The organism is Kosakonia sp. ML.JS2a (genome assembly GCF_025642095.1).
Lineage (GTDB): Bacteria > Pseudomonadota > Gammaproteobacteria > Enterobacterales > Enterobacteriaceae.
This window is the reverse complement of the sequence record NZ_CP106754.1, coordinates 1450094-1465177: the sequence shown is the minus strand read 5'-3', so window position 1 is coordinate 1465177 and position 15084 is coordinate 1450094. Positions and strand designations below refer to the sequence as shown.

General features: G+C 56.5%; 14 protein-coding genes. 4 read left to right on the top strand and 10 right to left on the bottom strand.

Features of this window, described 5'->3' with window-relative positions; genetic code table 11:
* Nucleotides 1–5: 5 nt before the first annotated feature.
* The 9 genes from cysM to N7922_RS07075 all read right to left on the bottom strand — a co-directional run bounded on the left by cysM (nt 6) and on the right by N7922_RS07075 (nt 7492).
* A complete protein-coding gene (gene cysM, locus N7922_RS07115) occupies nt 6–917 on the bottom strand; it encodes a cysteine synthase CysM (protein ID WP_263099872.1) in 912 nt (303 codons plus the stop codon).
* A 100-nt stretch (nt 918–1017) separates the two neighbouring features.
* Nucleotides 1018–2112 carry a sulfate/thiosulfate ABC transporter ATP-binding protein CysA gene (cysA, locus tag N7922_RS07110; protein ID WP_263099871.1) on the bottom strand — a complete coding sequence of 365 codons (1095 nt, stop codon included), beginning with the start codon at nt 2110–2112 and terminating at the stop codon, nt 1018–1020.
* The gene (gene cysW, locus N7922_RS07105) at nt 2102–2977 is read right to left on the bottom strand and encodes a sulfate/thiosulfate ABC transporter permease CysW (protein WP_263099870.1); all 876 of its coding nucleotides are present in this window, start codon (nt 2975–2977) and stop codon (nt 2102–2104) included. The genes cysA and cysW overlap by 11 nt, the downstream gene beginning before the upstream one ends.
* Nucleotides 2977–3810 carry a sulfate/thiosulfate ABC transporter permease CysT gene (gene cysT, locus N7922_RS07100; protein WP_263099869.1) on the bottom strand — a complete coding sequence of 278 codons (834 nt, stop codon included), beginning with the start codon at nt 3808–3810 and terminating at the stop codon, nt 2977–2979. Before cysT ends, cysW begins: the two co-directional genes overlap by 1 nt.
* Nucleotides 3810–4826 carry a sulfate ABC transporter substrate-binding protein gene (locus N7922_RS07095; protein WP_263099868.1) on the bottom strand — a complete coding sequence of 339 codons (1017 nt, stop codon included), beginning with the start codon at nt 4824–4826 and terminating at the stop codon, nt 3810–3812. The genes cysT and N7922_RS07095 overlap by 1 nt, the downstream gene beginning before the upstream one ends.
* Nucleotides 4827–5001: 175 nt before the next feature.
* Nucleotides 5002–5901 carry a Dyp-type peroxidase gene (locus tag N7922_RS07090; RefSeq protein ID WP_263099867.1) on the bottom strand — a complete coding sequence of 300 codons (900 nt, stop codon included), beginning with the start codon at nt 5899–5901 and terminating at the stop codon, nt 5002–5004.
* A gap of 92 nt (nt 5902–5993) precedes the next feature.
* On the bottom strand, nt 5994–6569 hold the full coding sequence (locus N7922_RS07085; RefSeq protein WP_263099866.1) for an RpoE-regulated lipoprotein: 576 nt from the start codon (nt 6567–6569) through the stop codon (nt 5994–5996).
* 61 nt (nt 6570–6630) lie between these two features.
* Entirely contained in the window at nt 6631–7080 is a 450-nt protein-coding gene (locus tag N7922_RS07080) for a DUF2919 domain-containing protein (protein WP_263099865.1), read from the bottom strand.
* On the bottom strand, nt 7067–7492 hold the full coding sequence (locus N7922_RS07075; protein WP_061493783.1) for a GNAT family acetyltransferase: 426 nt from the start codon (nt 7490–7492) through the stop codon (nt 7067–7069). Before N7922_RS07075 ends, N7922_RS07080 begins: the two co-directional genes overlap by 14 nt.
* A gap of 214 nt (nt 7493–7706) precedes the next feature.
* Here N7922_RS07075 and amiA point away from each other — a divergent pair, with 214 nt between their 5' ends.
* Both amiA and hemF read left to right on the top strand, forming a co-directional pair.
* Nucleotides 7707–8579: an N-acetylmuramoyl-L-alanine amidase AmiA gene (gene amiA / locus N7922_RS07070; RefSeq protein ID WP_061493782.1), complete on the top strand. Its 873-nt coding sequence runs from the start codon at nt 7707–7709 to the stop codon at nt 8577–8579.
* Entirely contained in the window at nt 8579–9481 is a 903-nt protein-coding gene (gene hemF / locus N7922_RS07065; RefSeq protein ID WP_263099864.1) for an oxygen-dependent coproporphyrinogen oxidase, read from the top strand. The genes amiA and hemF overlap by 1 nt, the downstream gene beginning before the upstream one ends.
* 61 nt (nt 9482–9542) lie before the next feature.
* Here the strand turns inward: hemF and maeB are convergent, their stop codons facing one another.
* Entirely contained in the window at nt 9543–11822 is a 2280-nt protein-coding gene (gene maeB, locus N7922_RS07060; protein WP_263099863.1) for an NADP-dependent oxaloacetate-decarboxylating malate dehydrogenase, read from the bottom strand.
* A 280-nt stretch (nt 11823–12102) separates the two neighbouring features.
* Here maeB and tal point away from each other — a divergent pair, with 280 nt between their 5' ends.
* The gene (gene tal, locus N7922_RS07055; protein WP_263099862.1) at nt 12103–13053 is read left to right on the top strand and encodes a transaldolase; all 951 of its coding nucleotides are present in this window, start codon (nt 12103–12105) and stop codon (nt 13051–13053) included.
* 21 nt (nt 13054–13074) lie between these two features.
* Nucleotides 13075–15069 carry a transketolase gene (gene tkt, locus N7922_RS07050; protein WP_263099861.1) on the top strand — a complete coding sequence of 665 codons (1995 nt, stop codon included), beginning with the start codon at nt 13075–13077 and terminating at the stop codon, nt 15067–15069.
* The last annotated feature ends 15 nt before the right edge of the window (nt 15070–15084 follow it).

The window sequence follows — 15084 nt, the reverse complement described above, 5'->3', positions numbered from 1 at the left end:
AGGGGTTAAATCCCCGCACCCTGCGAATAACTCTCTTCACCAAACACGCCGGTGGACAGATAGCGATCGCCGCGATCGCAAATAATGGCCACCACGATCGCGCCAGGGTTTGCTTTTGCAACGCGTAATGCCCCGGCTACCGCACCGCCGGAACTGACACCGCAGAAGATCCCCTCCTGCACGGCCAGCGCCCGCATGGTATTTTCCGCCTCGCGCTGGTGGATATCCAGCACCTCATCGACCAGTTCGGCGTTGAAAATGCCCGGCATATACTCAGCAGGCCAGCGGCGAATACCGGGAATACTGCTGCCCTCCTCCGGTTGCAGACCAACAATGGTGACCTTTTTCTGTTGTTCACGTAAAAAGCGCGAAACGCCGGTGATGGTGCCGGTGGTGCCCATACTGGAGACAAAATGGGTAAGACGCCCGGCCGTCTGCTGCCAGATTTCCGGGCCGGTCGTGGTGTAATGTGCGTACGGGTTATCAGGATTATTGAACTGATCGAGCAACGTGCCTTCACCGCGCGCTGTCATTTCAAGGGCCAGGTCGCGTGCGCCTTCCATCCCCTGCTCTTTGCTGACCAGAATCAGCTCAGCACCGTAAGCGCGCATTGCGGCACGGCGCTCCTGGCTCATATTGTCCGGCATCAGCAATTTCATGCGGTAACCCTTTAACGCCGCAATCATCGCCAGCGCAATCCCGGTATTTCCGCTGGTCGCTTCAATCAGCACATCGCCGGGCTTAATTTCCCCGCGCTTTTCCGCCTGCACAATCATCGACAATGCGGCGCGATCTTTGACCGAACCTGCGGGGTTATTACCTTCGAGTTTGACCCAGATTTCACTGCCGTTGTCCGCCGTCAGACGTTGCAGTTTGACCAGCGGCGTGTTGCCGATGGTATGTTCTAATGTGTTCACGAGCGCTGTCCAATAAAAAACCCGGTCGCATTATGCATACCGGGTTTGTAGGCCGGATAAGCATAGCGCCATCCGGCAGAAACCACGTCTGTTTAACCTATCAGGCGGACTCCGCCAGAGCAAGCGCCTGCGGGGCTTCAATCCGTTCATTACCGTTATACAGGCGGGCATGTTGTAACCCCACGAACAGGCGTTCACCCCGGTGCGGCGGCTGCTCATCACGCATTACCACGGTCAGCGGCTCCGGATTCCAGCCTAATGGCTGCACAACCAGTTGCGTATAGTGACCTTTCGGGCTGGCTTCCAGCACCTGTACCGGCAACGGGGAATCCAGACTGGTTCGACGGCTGACGTCCACTTCCCACGGGCGCAGGAACAGGTCGACATCCCCCTGATAAGCGGGCGTATAACCCAACGGCCAGCGATGCGCGCCGACATGGAACTGCCCACCGCGAACGGTTCCTCGCAGGCGGTTCACTTCCCCCATAAATTCCAGTACAAAGCGGGTCGCCGGTTCACGCCATACCTGATCCGGCGCATCCGCCTGCTCAATGTTCCCCTGGCTCATCACCACTACGCGATCGGCCACTTCTGTCGCCTCTTCCTGGTCATGGGTAACAAACACGCTGGTGAATTTCAGCTCTTCATGCAACTGACGCAGCCAGCGGCGCAACTCTTTACGCACCTGGGCATCAAGCGCGCCGAAGGGTTCATCCAGCAGCAGAATTTGCGGCTCCACCGCCAGTGCGCGGGCCAGCGCGACGCGCTGTTTTTGCCCACCGGAGAGCTGCGCCGGGTAACGATCCGCCAGATGCGCCAGTTGCACCATTTCCAGCAGTTGCGTCACTTTGGCTTTGATCGCCGCTGTATTTGGACGCTCGCGTTTAGGCAACACCGTCAGGCCAAACGCGATATTGTCGAACACCGTCATATGGCGGAACAGCGCATAGTGCTGAAACACAAACCCGACGCGACGCTCGCGGGCGTGCAGACGACTCACGTCTGTCCCGTGGAAGCGAATGCGGCCACTGGTCTGGTGCTCCAGCCCGGCGATAATGCGCAGCAGAGTGGTCTTACCGGAACCGGATGGCCCCAGCAGCGCAACCATTTGCCCGGAAGGGATATCCAGAGAGATATCATTCAGCACCTGGGTGCGACCAAAAGATTTCTTAATATTGGCAATCTCAATGCTCATGATTTCCCTCCTGTTGCTGGCGTTTTTCCTGGTTGTTCAAACGCCACTGCAACGCACTCTTCAAAAACAACGTCAAAATAGCCATCAGTGTCAGCAGGGCGGCGGCGGTAAAAGAGCCCACCGTGTTGTAATCCTGCTCCAGTAATTCAATTTGCAGCGGCAGCGACAGCGTTTCCCCACGAATGGAGCCCGATACCACCGACACCGCGCCAAACTCGCCAATCGCACGGGCGTTGGTCAGCACCACACCGTACAGCAGCGCCCAGCGAATATTTGGCAGCGTCACGCGCTTAAACATCTGCCAGCCAGACGCGCCCAGCAGAATCGCTGCCTCATCTTCCTGGCTGCCCTGACTGAGCATCACCGGCACCAGTTCACGCACCACAAACGGACAGGTGACAAACACGGAGACCAGCACCATGCCCGGCCAGGCGAACATAATTTGCAGATTATGCGCATCCAGCCAGCCACCAAGCGGGCCGTTGGAGCCATAAAACAGCAGATACATCAGCCCCGCCACCACCGGCGAAACCGCAAAGGGAATATCCAGCAACGTCAGCAGCAACTGACGGCCAGGGAAGTTAAAACGGGTAACCAGCCAGGCCAGCAGCGTGCCGAACACCAGATTCACCGGCACGGTGATTAAGGCAATCAGCACGGTCAGCCAGATCGCGTGCAGCATGTCAGCGTTGGCCAGGTTTTCCAACACCGGAACCAGACCTTGACTGAACGCCCTCACGAAGATGTACAGCATCGGCACGACGAGAATGAACGCCGAAAGCAGAACGCCCGCGCCAATCAACAACCATTTCCCCCAGTTCACCTGAGGTTTGTCATAGCGTTTCAATTCGGTTATTTCCGCCATTAGTGACCTACCACACGCTGGCCAAAGCGACTTTGCAAGGTATTGATGGAAAACAGCAACAGCAGTGAAGCCGCGAGGATCACGGAAGCAATCGCGCTGGCAGCCGGGTAATCAAACTCCTGCAAACGGACAAAAATCATCAGCGAGGTCACTTCCGTCTTCCAGGCGATATTCCCGGCGATAAAAATCACCGCGCCGAACTCGCCCAGGCTACGGGTAAAAGAGAGCGCCACACCGGCCATCAGCGCCGGAGACAGCTCCGGCAACACCACTTTGCGAAAGCTCTGCCAGGGCGTTGCGCCGAGGGTTTCCGCCGCTTCTTCATACTCCGGACCAAGCTCTTCCAGCACCGGCTGGATGGTGCGCACCACAAACGGAATGCTGGTGAACGCCATTGCCACCGCAATACCCAGCCAGGTGTAGGTCACTTTGATATCAAATGTCGCCAGCCATTCGCCGTAAAAACCGTTTACCGAAAACAGCGACGCCAGCGTCAGGCCGGCTACCGCGGTCGGCAATGCAAAAGGCAGGTCGATGAGCGCATCCAGCAGCGTGCGCCCTGGAAAACGGTAGCGGGTAAGGATCCATGCCATCAGCAGTCCAAACACACCGTTAAACGCCGAGGCGACAAACGCCGCCAGCAACGTCACTTTGTACGCCGCCACGACTTGCGGGTTAGTGACCACCTGCCAGTATTGCGCCCAGCTCATTTGCGCCAGTTGCATGACCAGCGCGCTCAACGGCAACAGCAATACCAGACAAACAAAAAACAGGCTGCTGCCAAGGCTCAAACCAAAGCCCGGCAACACACGCTTAGCCGATCCTGCGAACATCACTTACGCCCCGCCGCCAGTAACTTATCCAGCTCGCCGCCGCTGGCAAAATGGGTTTTCATGACTTCCGGCCAGTTGCCGAACTTGTCTTCGACGCGGAACAGCGCCGTCTGCGGGAATTTATCACTCAGTTTTGCCATCACTTCCGGGTTGTTCACGCGGTAGTAGTAGTCCGTGATGATGGTTTGCGCCTGCGGGCTGTAGAGCCAGTTCAGATAGGCTTTCGCCGCTTTTTCGGTGCCGTTGGCCTGCACGTTTTTGTCCACCCAGGCCACCGGGAATTCGGCGAGGATATTCACTTTCGGCACCACCACTTCAAAACCCTGCGCCGCGTACTGTTTGCTGATGTTATTCACTTCCGACTCAAATGAGATAAGCACATCACCCAGACCGCGCTCAACAAAGGTGGTGGTCGCGCCGCGACCGCCGGTATCAAACACTTCGACGTTTTTCAAAAAACGGGTCATAAACTGCTGCGTTTTGGCGTTATCGCCGCCGTCAGCCTGATCTGCTGCCCCCCAGGCCGCCAGATAGGTATAACGCGCATTACCGGAAGTTTTCGGATTCGGGAAAATCAGTTTCACATCATCACGCACCAGATCGTTCCAGTCGTGGATATTCTTCGGGTTACCTTTACGCACCAGGAACGCCATGGTGGAGTAGAACGGTGAGCTGTTATTCGGCAAACGGCTCTGCCAGTTCGCCGGGATCAGATTGCCTTTGTCATGTAGGATTTGCACATCGGTGACCTGATTGTAGGTCACGACATCGGCTTTCAGGCCTTGCAAAATAGCCAGCGCCTGTTTGGACGACCCGGCGTGCGACTGTTTGATCGTCAGCTTATCGCCGGCATTCTCTTTCGCCCATTGCTGTTCAAACGGCGTATTAAGGGCCGCAAAAAGCTCACGCGACACGTCGTATGAGCTGTTAAGCAATTCCGTCGCCTGCGCCTGTGCAGCAAACAGCGTCAACGCTGTCAGCGTCAGATATCCTTTTTTGAGTAAGTTAACGACCATTGCGCACCCTTATAAGCTGATGACTCTCCGGCCTTCAGTTTATTTATAACGAGTGTGAAAGCAGTAACGGTTTTATATACCAATTGGTGATTTGGAATCAGAAAAGAGTATAAGCAGAAGGGAGTATGCCGGGCGCAAATATCCCTGCCCGGCCTTGCTATCGCACGTGTTGCGCTTACAGCGCCAGCAATCTGTCGAGAGACGGTGCGAAGTAATACCCCCCGGTTACCGGGCGGGTAAAGCGCAGCATCGCATCGCGTTTGCCATCGGCATCGCCGAACATGCTCAGCAGTTGCTGTTCGATGTTATAAAGACGGGCGCAGTAGCTGCAAAAATAAAGACCGTGCGTGCCGCTGGCCGTACCGTAAGGCAGGCTCTGACGGACAATTTTCAACCCTTTACCGTCTTCTTTCAGATCGACACGGGTCAAATGAGAGGTCACCGGACGCGCATCGCCGTCGATCTCCTCATTGGCTTCTTTGGTGCGGCCGATCATCATTTCCTGATCGCCTACGCTCATGCGGTTGAGCTGCTTAAGATTATGCTCCCAGCGTTGCACCATCACATAGCTGCCGCCAGCGTCGACGCCATCCTGAATAATCGCCACGTCACGGCGTTTCTCCGCCCCTGACGGGTTTTCCGTGCCGTCGACAAAACCGCTCAAGTCGCGATCTTCCACCCAGCGGAAACCGTGCGTCTCTTCTTTCACTTCCAGCGCATCGCCAAACGCGTCCAGCGCAGCCTGTGCCACCGAGAAGTTCACGTCATGACGCAGGGAAAGAATATGGATCAACACATCGTGCTGCGTTGCCGGTGCGAGACCTTTACCGTACGAGGGATAGTCTTTCAGCTCTGCTGCCCCTTCCCCGCCACTCAGCGCGCGCCACACCGTGTTGCCGAAGGCAACCACCGCACCGAGGTTGGCGTCCGGGAATGTCGTCTGAAATGTCGCCAGCTTATCGGCGAACGCTTTACTGCCCGCGCGCAGGGCATCTATGTCCCCTTTCACGCTGGCTTCAATCCATATTGCCGCACGGCAATGCTCTGGCAAAATGCCACTCTGAACCTGAGACATCACTCCTCCTGAAAAAATAATGCCACGCATCCGTGGCATTGATAGCAGCATTGTACCTGTTTTTTAGCGCTGATCGGCGCGATTCGATCAAATTAACGGCGCCAGATAAGCTTGCTGACTTTCCAGTTTTTCAGGACGTCATCCGCTGGCATCAACCCTTCCGGGCCGCTCCACCCACCGGTGAACACATAGCTAATATGCTGGCTACCCGGCGCTTTACACTCCACGCCATTGCTGTCATCGCCGGTTGCTTTCACGCAGTTGCCGAAGGCTTTGTCATACAGCTCAGTGAAAGGCGTCCCGATTTTCACCCCTTTGTCGCTGGCAATATCGTGGTCCAGCACGTCAATACGACTGACTGCGCCATTTTCACCGTTGACCACCAGCGCCAGCTGGTTATCTTTCAGCGCTTCGAAATAACGCACGACCGCGCCATTCTCCGTTTTCATACCGCTGCGCAGACGGTAATCGCCGCTTAATGCATCGCTGATCGCCTGTTCAGTCAGCGGTGTTGCTGCCGTGATCTTACCCACACCGTTATCGCTAATGTCAACGGAGGAACCAAACCAGTTCCACGGATACGCCGCTGACCAGTTTACGGAGGAGAGGGTCGAACAGCCCGCCAACGCCAGCGGCAGGACGCAAACAACCATACGCAGGGATTTCATACACATTCCTTTCTTGTTCATTTAACGCCTGTTGGAGTCCGGGAAGGGCAAAAAGTGCCGTTCAATGTGGATCGGCATAAAAACAGGCGCGCAGGCGACGGTTTGTCACCAACCATAACAGCGAGACAACGTCGGCAATCACCAGCGCTATCGCCGGGCCGGATAACGCCTCGCCGGTTAACCAGCGCCAGGGTTGCCATAACAACAACGCCAGTTGCGCCAGCAATAATAAGGGATAGATCGTGCGCCAGAGACGGGGAAACTGTTCGCGGCGACCGCTCAGGACAAAGGCCAACGCCGCAGGCGCGCCGGGGAGCAATCCCAGCCAAAAATCATCGTGGTCGGGGTAGAACAATGCCAGCAGTGCATCTCCCTGCCCGCGTGACGCGCCGGCCATGAGAAACAGCACCCAGGTGCGGGCCTGTAATAACAGCACAAACCAGAACAGAAAAGGCAGCTTAAGACGACCGTGACTGTCGTAATCGGCGGGATTGATCTCAGTACTCTTCATCTTCAATCAAACGCTTGCCCAGGCTCACAGAGTCCATATGTTCATAGCCCAACCGTTCATACATGCCGATCACCATCTCGTTCTCTTCACGCACCATCAGGTTAATTTTCGGGCAGCCACGGGCAATCAATTTTTTCTCCAGCCGGTTGAGCAGCGCGTTGGCAATCCCACGCCCGCGAAACTCAGGATGCACGCCCAGATAATACGCAGAACCGCGATGACCGTCATAGCCGCCCATTACCGTCCCGACGACTTCGCCGCCCACTTCAGCCACCAGAAACAGGCTGACGTCGTGATTCACTTTGCGCTCAATATCCATTTCCGGATCGTTCCAGGGCCGCAGCAGACCACAGCGCTCCCACAAGGTGATCACTTCTTCGAAATCTTCCTGGCGAAAAACGCGTATCTCCATGGTATTCCCCATCTTTTTCAACTGTGAAAATAGCGATTATGGCCCTAAGCGCCGCCGTAGCCAATATCCAGCGAGTTCGCTGTTGAAAAATGGCATAATGTCACTCTGTCACGTATTGAAATGAAAAGTAAAACAATAGTTCTTACGGACTGTCGTAACGGTAAACACGATACGATATAACACCAGGGACCACGGATAATACAACTCAGGCTGTATGAGCACTTTTAAACCTTTAAAAACACTCACCTCGCGTCGCCAACTGCTGAAAGCAGGTCTGGCCGCCCTGACATTGTCGGGCATGTCCCGCGCCATCGCAAAGGACGAGACGCCGCTAAAAACCACCACCGGCCACAGCAAGCCAAAAGCAAAGAAAGCAGGCGCCAGGCGCATTGTGATGCTTGACCCAGGTCACGGTGGGATTGATACCGGCGCCATTGGTCATAATGGCTCAAAAGAGAAACATGTTGTGCTGGCGATCGCCAAAAATGTCCGCGCCCAGCTTCGCGCCCAGGGCATTGACGCAAGACTGACGCGCACCGGCGATACCTTTATCCCGTTGTACGATCGTGTCGAGATCGCCCACCAGCATGGCGCGGATCTGTTTATGTCGATCCACGCCGACGGCTTTACCAACCCCAGCGCGGCGGGCGCATCCGTTTTTGCTCTCTCTAATCGCGGCGCCAGTAGCGCGATGGCGAAATACCTGTCGGACAAAGAGAACGCCGCGGATGAAGTCGCCGGGAAAAAAGCGACGGATAAAGATCATCTGCTGCAACAGGTGCTGTTCGATTTGGTGCAGACCGACACCATTAAAAACAGCCTGACGCTGGGTTCGCACATTCTTAAACAGATTAAACCCGTGCACCGCTTGCACAGCCGCAATACAGAGCAGGCGGCATTTGTGGTGCTAAAATCACCGTCGATCCCCTCCGTGCTGGTGGAAACGTCGTTTATCACCAACCCGGCGGAAGAGAAACTGCTGGGTACCGCCGCGTTTCGTCAGAAGATCGCCAACGCGATCGCCGACGGGGTACTCAGTTACTTTAACTGGTTTGATAACCATAAAACCCATACGAAGAAACGCTGATGACCACACCCGACGTACACCCGGTAAAAACCGCCCTGCTCAGCTTGCAGGATGAGATCTGCCGCCAGCTCTCGGCGATGGATGGCGCAGCGTTTGTCGAAGACGCCTGGCAGCGCGCGGAAGGGGGCGGCGGGCGCAGCCGCGTATTGCGCGACGGCGGCGTATTTGAACAAGCCGGGGTTAACTTCTCCCATGTGCACGGCGATGCCATGCCCGCTTCCGCCACCGCACACCGCCCTGAACTGGCCGGGCGCAGTTTCGAAGCGATGGGCGTCTCGCTGGTCGTGCACCCGCGTAACCCGTACGTTCCCACCAGCCATGCCAATGTGCGCTTTTTTATTGCCGAGAAACCCGGCGCGGAACCGGTATGGTGGTTTGGCGGCGGTTTCGATCTCACCCCCTATTACGGTTTTGAGGAAGATGCGCAGCACTGGCATCGCACCGCGCGGGATCTCTGCCTGCCGTTTGGCGACGAGGTCTACCCGCGTTACAAAAAATGGTGTGACGACTATTTCCACCTCAAACACCGCAATGAACAGCGCGGTATTGGCGGGCTCTTTTTTGACGATCTGAACACGCCGGATTTTGATCGCTGCTTCGCGTTTATGCAGGCTGTTGGCAACGGCTACACCGACGCCTATTTGCCGATTGTTGAACGTCGCAAAGCCATCCCTTATGGCGATCGCGAGCGGGATTTCCAGCTCTATCGCCGCGGGCGCTATGTGGAGTTTAATCTGGTGTGGGATCGCGGAACGTTGTTCGGTTTGCAAACCGGCGGGCGCACCGAGTCGATCCTGATGTCAATGCCGCCGCTGGTGCGCTGGGAATACAACTATCACCCCGCAGAAGGCAGCCCGGAGGCCGCCCTCAGTGAGTTTATTAAAGTCAGAGAGTGGGTTTAATTTTACCGCACTGATAAGACCAAACCGCCATCAGGCACGGTTGACCTGATGGCGTAACGCATCACAGCGGCTGCGTTTGTGCTTCGACCACCGCCAGCGCGACCATATTGACGATACGGCGTACGGAAGCAATGGGCGTCAGCACATGCACCGGTTTCGCCACCCCCATCAACACCGGCCCGACGGTGACCCCTTCCGAACTGGAGACGCGCAACAGGTTATAGCTGATACGCGCCGCCTCAACGTTCGGCATAATCAGGATATTCGCCGCCCCTTTCAGCGGGCTGTCCGGCATACGTTCATGGCGGATAGCCTCATCCAGCGCGGCATCGCCGTGCATTTCCCCGTCGATCATCAGCTCCGGCGCACGTTCACGCACCAGAGTGAGCGTGTCGCGCATTTTCACCGCCGCCGGGGCATTGGAGGAACCAAACTGCGAGTGAGACAGCAGCGCCACGCGCGGTTCAATCCCGAATCGGCGCACTGTTTCTGCCGCCAACAAGGTGATCTCCGCCAGTTGTTCCGCGCTCGGATCTTCATTGACGTAGGTATCCGTAATAAAGGTGTTGCCGCTTGGCAGCAGCAACGCGTTCATCGCACCCGCAGTATGCACGCTATCGCGATAGCCGAAGATCTCCTGCACGACGCTAAAGTGCTCGAGGTAATCACCAATGGTGCCGCAAATCAGCGCATCCGCTTCCCCACGATGGACCATGATGGCGCCAATCACGGTGGTATTGCTAATCACCGCACGTTGCGCCTGCTCCTGGGTGATCCCCCGGCGTTTCATGATCGCGAAGTACTCCATCCAGTACTCTTTAAAACGCGGATCGGATTCGTTGTTCACAATTTCAAAATCAACACCCGGGCGGATTTGCAAACCCAGCTTCTGGATCCGCATCTCGATCACCCCCGGTCGCCCGACAAGGATCGGTTTTGCCAGCCCCAGCGTCACCAGTTCCTGAGTGGCATGCAGTACGCGCGGCTCTTCCCCTTCCGCCAGCACCACACGTTTAGGCGCATTGCGGGCCTGGGAGAAGATCGGTTTCATGAACAGATTGGTTTTGTAGACAAACTCGGTGAGTTTATCGACATAGGCATCGAAATCAGCAATCGGTCTTGTTGCCACGCCGGACGCCATCGCAGCTTTCGCCACTGCCGGCGCGATTTTCACAATCAGGCGCGGATCGAACGGTTTCGGGATCAGGTAATCCGGGCCAAAGCTCAGATCCTGATCGCCATAGGCAGACGCCACCACTTCGCTTTGCTCGGCATGGGCCAGCTCCGCGATAGCCTTGACTGCGGCCAGTTTCATCTCCTCGTTAATCGCCGTCGCGCCCACATCCAGCGCGCCGCGGAAGATAAACGGGAAGCACAGCACGTTATTCACCTGGTTGGGATAGTCAGAACGCCCGGTGCAGATAATGGCGTCCGGACGCACCGCTTTCGCCAGGTCCGGCAGAATTTCCGGCTCCGGGTTAGCCAGTGCGAGGATCAGGGGTTGGCGCGCCATCTCTTTCACCATTTCCGGCGTCAGCACTTTCGGCCCGGAACAGCCAAGGAAAATGTCCGCACCGGCCACTACATCCGCCAGCGTGCGTTTGCCGTCATCCTCCACCGCGTAGGCGGCTTTGGTTTCCACCATATTCGGCTCACGCCCTTTATAAATCACCCCTTTCGAGTCGCAGACCACAATGTTGTGCTTCTGCATACCGAGCGCCACCAGCAGGTTCATACAAGCAATCGCAGCCGCTCCCGCGCCAGAAACGACCATACGGACATCAGAGAGGTTTTTCTCGACCACGCGCAGGCCATTCAGAATGGCGGCAGTGCTGATAATCGCCGTACCGTGCTGATCGTCATGAAACACGGGGATGTTCATGCGCTCGCGTAATTTGGCTTCAATATAGAAGCACTCCGGCGCTTTAATATCTTCCAGGTTAATGCCGCCGAACGTCGGTTCCAGCGCGGCGACCACATCGATAAGTTTGTCCGGATCCTGCTCGTCGACTTCGATATCAAACACGTCGATACCGGCGAATTTCTTGAACAGCACCCCTTTTCCTTCCATCACCGGTTTACCGGCCAGCGCGCCAATGTTGCCAAGCCCCAGCACAGCGGTACCGTTGGACACCACTGCCACCAGGTTACCGCGCGCGGTGTATTTGTAGGCTGCCAGCGGATCTTTTTCGATCTCAAGGCACGGCGCCGCAACACCCGGCGAATACGCCAGCGCCAGATCGCGCTGGGTGGCCAGAGGCTTGGTCGGGGAAACCTGAATTTTCCCCGGACGAGGAAATTCGTGGAAATCGAGGGCACTTTGTTTTAACTGGTCATCCATTTGAGGTTCCTTTCACGTTGCTTTCAGTGTGATAAAGCGTGATTACGATCCCGATGCGCCGCCTAGTATGGCCCCTGAAGCAGCGGCAAACTTTGAACATAGCCAAAATCTCGTCATTCCATAAACAAAGTTGCTATCAATTCATCACATTTTTGTTACCGGTCACTAACGGCAGGTCAGGTGCCTGTCTGCTATGCTTTTTTGTTATGCACCTCTCATCCTCACAAAAGTGCGAGCGAAAGCACTCCAGTAATACATTGCTTTTAAAGGAGTTATTTTCATGAATCACTTAGACGGCCTGAAACAATTCACCACCGTGGTGGCAGACAGCGGCGACATCGAATCCATTCGCCACTACCAGCCGGAAGACGCCACCACCAACCCCTCCCTGCTCCTGAAGGCAGCCGGGCTGGCACACTTCTCCCACCTGATTGACGACGCCATTGCCTACGGTAAAGCGCGCGGTAAAACCCAGGAGCAGCAAGTGGCGGAAGCCAGCGACAAACTGGCGGTTAATTTCGGTGCGGAAATTCTGAAAAGCATACCGGGACGCGTATCCACGGAAGTCGATGCCCGTCTCTCCTACGATAAAGAAAAAAGCATCGCCAAAGCGCGCCGCCTGGTGGAGCTCTATCACGATCAGGGTATCGATAAGTCACGCATCCTGATCAAACTGGCATCCACGTGGGAAGGGATCCGCGCGGCAGAAGAGCTGGAAAAAGAGGGTATCCACTGCAACCTGACGCTGCTGTTTTCGTTTGCTCAGGCGCGCGCCTGCGCAGAAGCGGGCGTGTTTCTTATTTCCCCCTTCGTGGGGCGTATTTATGACTGGTATAACGACCGCAAACCGCTTGACCCGTATGTGGTGGATGAAGATCCCGGCGTGAAGTCGGTGCGCAACATCTACGACTACTTCAAACAACATCGCTATACCACCATTGTGATGGGCGCCAGTTTCCGCCGCACCGAGCAGATCCTTGCGCTGGCAGGCTGCGACCGCCTGACCATCTCCCCGGGGCTGCTGAAAGAGTTGCAGGCGCAGGAAGGCACGGTTGAACGCAAGCTGGTGCCGTCGCGGCAAACCTTCCATCGCCCGGAACCGCTTACGGAAGCGGAGTTCCGCTGGGAGCACAACCAGGATCCGATGGCAGTGGAAAAACTGGCGGATGGCATCCGCCAGTTCGCCGTGGACCAACGCAAACTGGAAGATCTGATCGCCGCCAAACTTTAACCCTTTGCCACGGAGTGAACTATGTCCCGTAGAGAGCTAGCTAACGCCATTCGCGCCCTGAGTATGGATGCAGTGCAAAAAGCCAATTCCGGCCACCCTGGTGCGCCAATGGGGATGGCGGATATCGCTGAAGTGCTGTGGAACGACTTTCTGCACCATAACCCGGCGGATCCCACCTGGTACGATCGCGACCGTTTTATTCTCTCCAACGGCCACGCCTCGATGCTGCTGTATAGCCTGCTGCATCTGAGTGGTTACGATTTATCGCTTGATGAGTTGAAAAACTTCCGCCAGTTGCACTCTAAAACGCCGGGACACCCGGAAATCGGCTATACACCTGGGGTGGAAACCACCACTGGCCCACTGGGTCAGGGGCTGGCGAATGCGGTCGGGCTGGCAATTGCCGAACGCACGCTGGCGGCGCAGTTTAACCGCCCCGGCTACGACATTGTCGACCACTACACCTATGTGTTTATGGGCGATGGCTGCCTGATGGAAGGGATCTCCCATGAAGTCAGCTCGCTGGCGGGCACTTTGGGCCTCGGGAAACTGATCGGTTTTTACGATCACAATGGCATCTCCATTGATGGCGAAACCGAAGGCTGGTTTACCGACGACACCGCCAAACGCTTTGAAGCCTATAACTGGCATGTGATTGGCGATATCGACGGTCATTCAGCGGAAGCGGTGAAAAAAGCCATTCTGGAAGCGCAAAGCGTGAAAGATAAACCGTCGCTGATTATCTGCCGTACGGTTATCGGCTTTGGTTCACCGAATAAAGCCGGGAAAGAGGAGTCGCACGGTGCGGCGCTCGGGGAAGAGGAAGTAGCGCTGACCCGGCAGAAACTGGGCTGGCACTACCCAGCGTTTGAGATCCCGAAAGAGATTTATCAGGCGTGGGATGCACGCGAGCGAGGTGCGAAAACCCAGCAGGTCTGGAATGAAAAACGCGAGGCCTGGGCGAAAGCCTACCCGGAACTGGCCGCTGAGTTTACGCGCCGGATGCGCGGCGAACTGCCGGAAACGTGGGAAAAAACCACCCGGCAGTGGATTAACGAGCTGCAGGCCAATCCGGCGAAAATCGCCACCCGTAAAGCCTCGCAAAATGCCCTCAACACCTATGGCCCGTTGTTGCCGGAACTGCTCGGCGGTTCAGCGGATCTCGCGCCCAGTAACCTTACCATCTGGTCGGGTTCCACCTCGCTGAAAGAGGATCCCGCCGGTAACTATATCCATTACGGCGTGCGTGAGTTTGGTATGACGGCGATTGCTAACGGCATTGCCCATCACGGTGGTTTTGTACCCTACACCGCCACATTCCTGATGTTTGTGGAATATGCCCGTAACGCAGCGCGTATGGCAGCGCTGATGAAAGCGCGGCAAATTATGGTCTATACCCATGACTCCATCGGGCTTGGGGAAGATGGCCCGACTCACCAGGCGGTGGAGCAACTGGCCAGCCTGCGCCTGACGCCCAACTTCAGCACTTGGCGTCCCTGCGACCAGGTCGAAGCCGCCGTCGGCTGGAAGCTGGCAATAGAACGGCATAGCGGCCCGACTGCGTTGATCCTGTCACGCCAGAACCTGGCGCAAATGGAGAGAACGCCGGAGCAGGTGGAGGCGATCAGCCGTGGCGGTTATATCCTGAAAGCGTGCCAGGGCACACCGGATCTTATCCTGATCGCCACCGGGTCCGAGGTGGAGATCACCATGAAAGCGGCCGAACAGCTCAGCGCGGAAGGCCATCAGGTGCAGGTGGTGTCCCTGCCTTCAACCGATATTTTCGATGCGCAGGATGAAGCCTGGCGCGAATCGGTATTGCCATCAAACGTCAGCGCACGCGTGGCAGTAGAAGCAGGGATCGCCGATTACTGGTACAAATATGTTGGCCTGAAAGGCGCGATTGTCGGCATGACCGGTTACGGAGAGTCCGCCCCGGCGGATAAGCTGTTCCCGTACTTCGGCTTTACCGTGGAAAACGTGGTGGCGAAAGCCAAATCGGTTGTGAAAAAATAAGCGCAAAGGCGCGCC

What these genes read in the sequence shown, in the direction of transcription:
- cysA (WP_263099871.1), bottom strand. Translation starts at nt 2,112, where the DNA reads ATGAGCATTGAGATTGCCAATATTAAGAAATCTTTTGGTCGCACCCAG.
- cysW (WP_263099870.1), bottom strand. Translation starts at nt 2,977, where the DNA reads ATGGCGGAAATAACCGAATTGAAACGCTATGACAAACCTCAGGTGAAC.
- cysT (WP_263099869.1), bottom strand. Translation starts at nt 3,810, where the DNA reads ATGTTCGCAGGATCGGCTAAGCGTGTGTTGCCGGGCTTTGGTTTGAGC.
- N7922_RS07095 (WP_263099868.1), bottom strand. Translation starts at nt 4,826, where the DNA reads ATGGTCGTTAACTTACTCAAAAAAGGATATCTGACGCTGACAGCGTTG.
- N7922_RS07090 (WP_263099867.1), bottom strand. Translation starts at nt 5,901, where the DNA reads ATGTCTCAGGTTCAGAGTGGCATTTTGCCAGAGCATTGCCGTGCGGCA.
- N7922_RS07085 (WP_263099866.1), bottom strand. Translation starts at nt 6,569, where the DNA reads ATGAAATCCCTGCGTATGGTTGTTTGCGTCCTGCCGCTGGCGTTGGCG.
- N7922_RS07080 (WP_263099865.1), bottom strand. Translation starts at nt 7,080, where the DNA reads ATGAAGAGTACTGAGATCAATCCCGCCGATTACGACAGTCACGGTCGT.
- N7922_RS07075 (WP_061493783.1), bottom strand. Translation starts at nt 7,492, where the DNA reads ATGGAGATACGCGTTTTTCGCCAGGAAGATTTCGAAGAAGTGATCACC.
- amiA (WP_061493782.1), top strand. Translation starts at nt 7,707, where the DNA reads ATGAGCACTTTTAAACCTTTAAAAACACTCACCTCGCGTCGCCAACTG.
- hemF (WP_263099864.1), top strand. Translation starts at nt 8,579, where the DNA reads ATGACCACACCCGACGTACACCCGGTAAAAACCGCCCTGCTCAGCTTG.
- maeB (WP_263099863.1), bottom strand. Translation starts at nt 11,822, where the DNA reads ATGGATGACCAGTTAAAACAAAGTGCCCTCGATTTCCACGAATTTCCT.
- tal (WP_263099862.1), top strand. Translation starts at nt 12,103, where the DNA reads ATGAATCACTTAGACGGCCTGAAACAATTCACCACCGTGGTGGCAGAC.
- tkt (WP_263099861.1), top strand. Translation starts at nt 13,075, where the DNA reads ATGTCCCGTAGAGAGCTAGCTAACGCCATTCGCGCCCTGAGTATGGAT.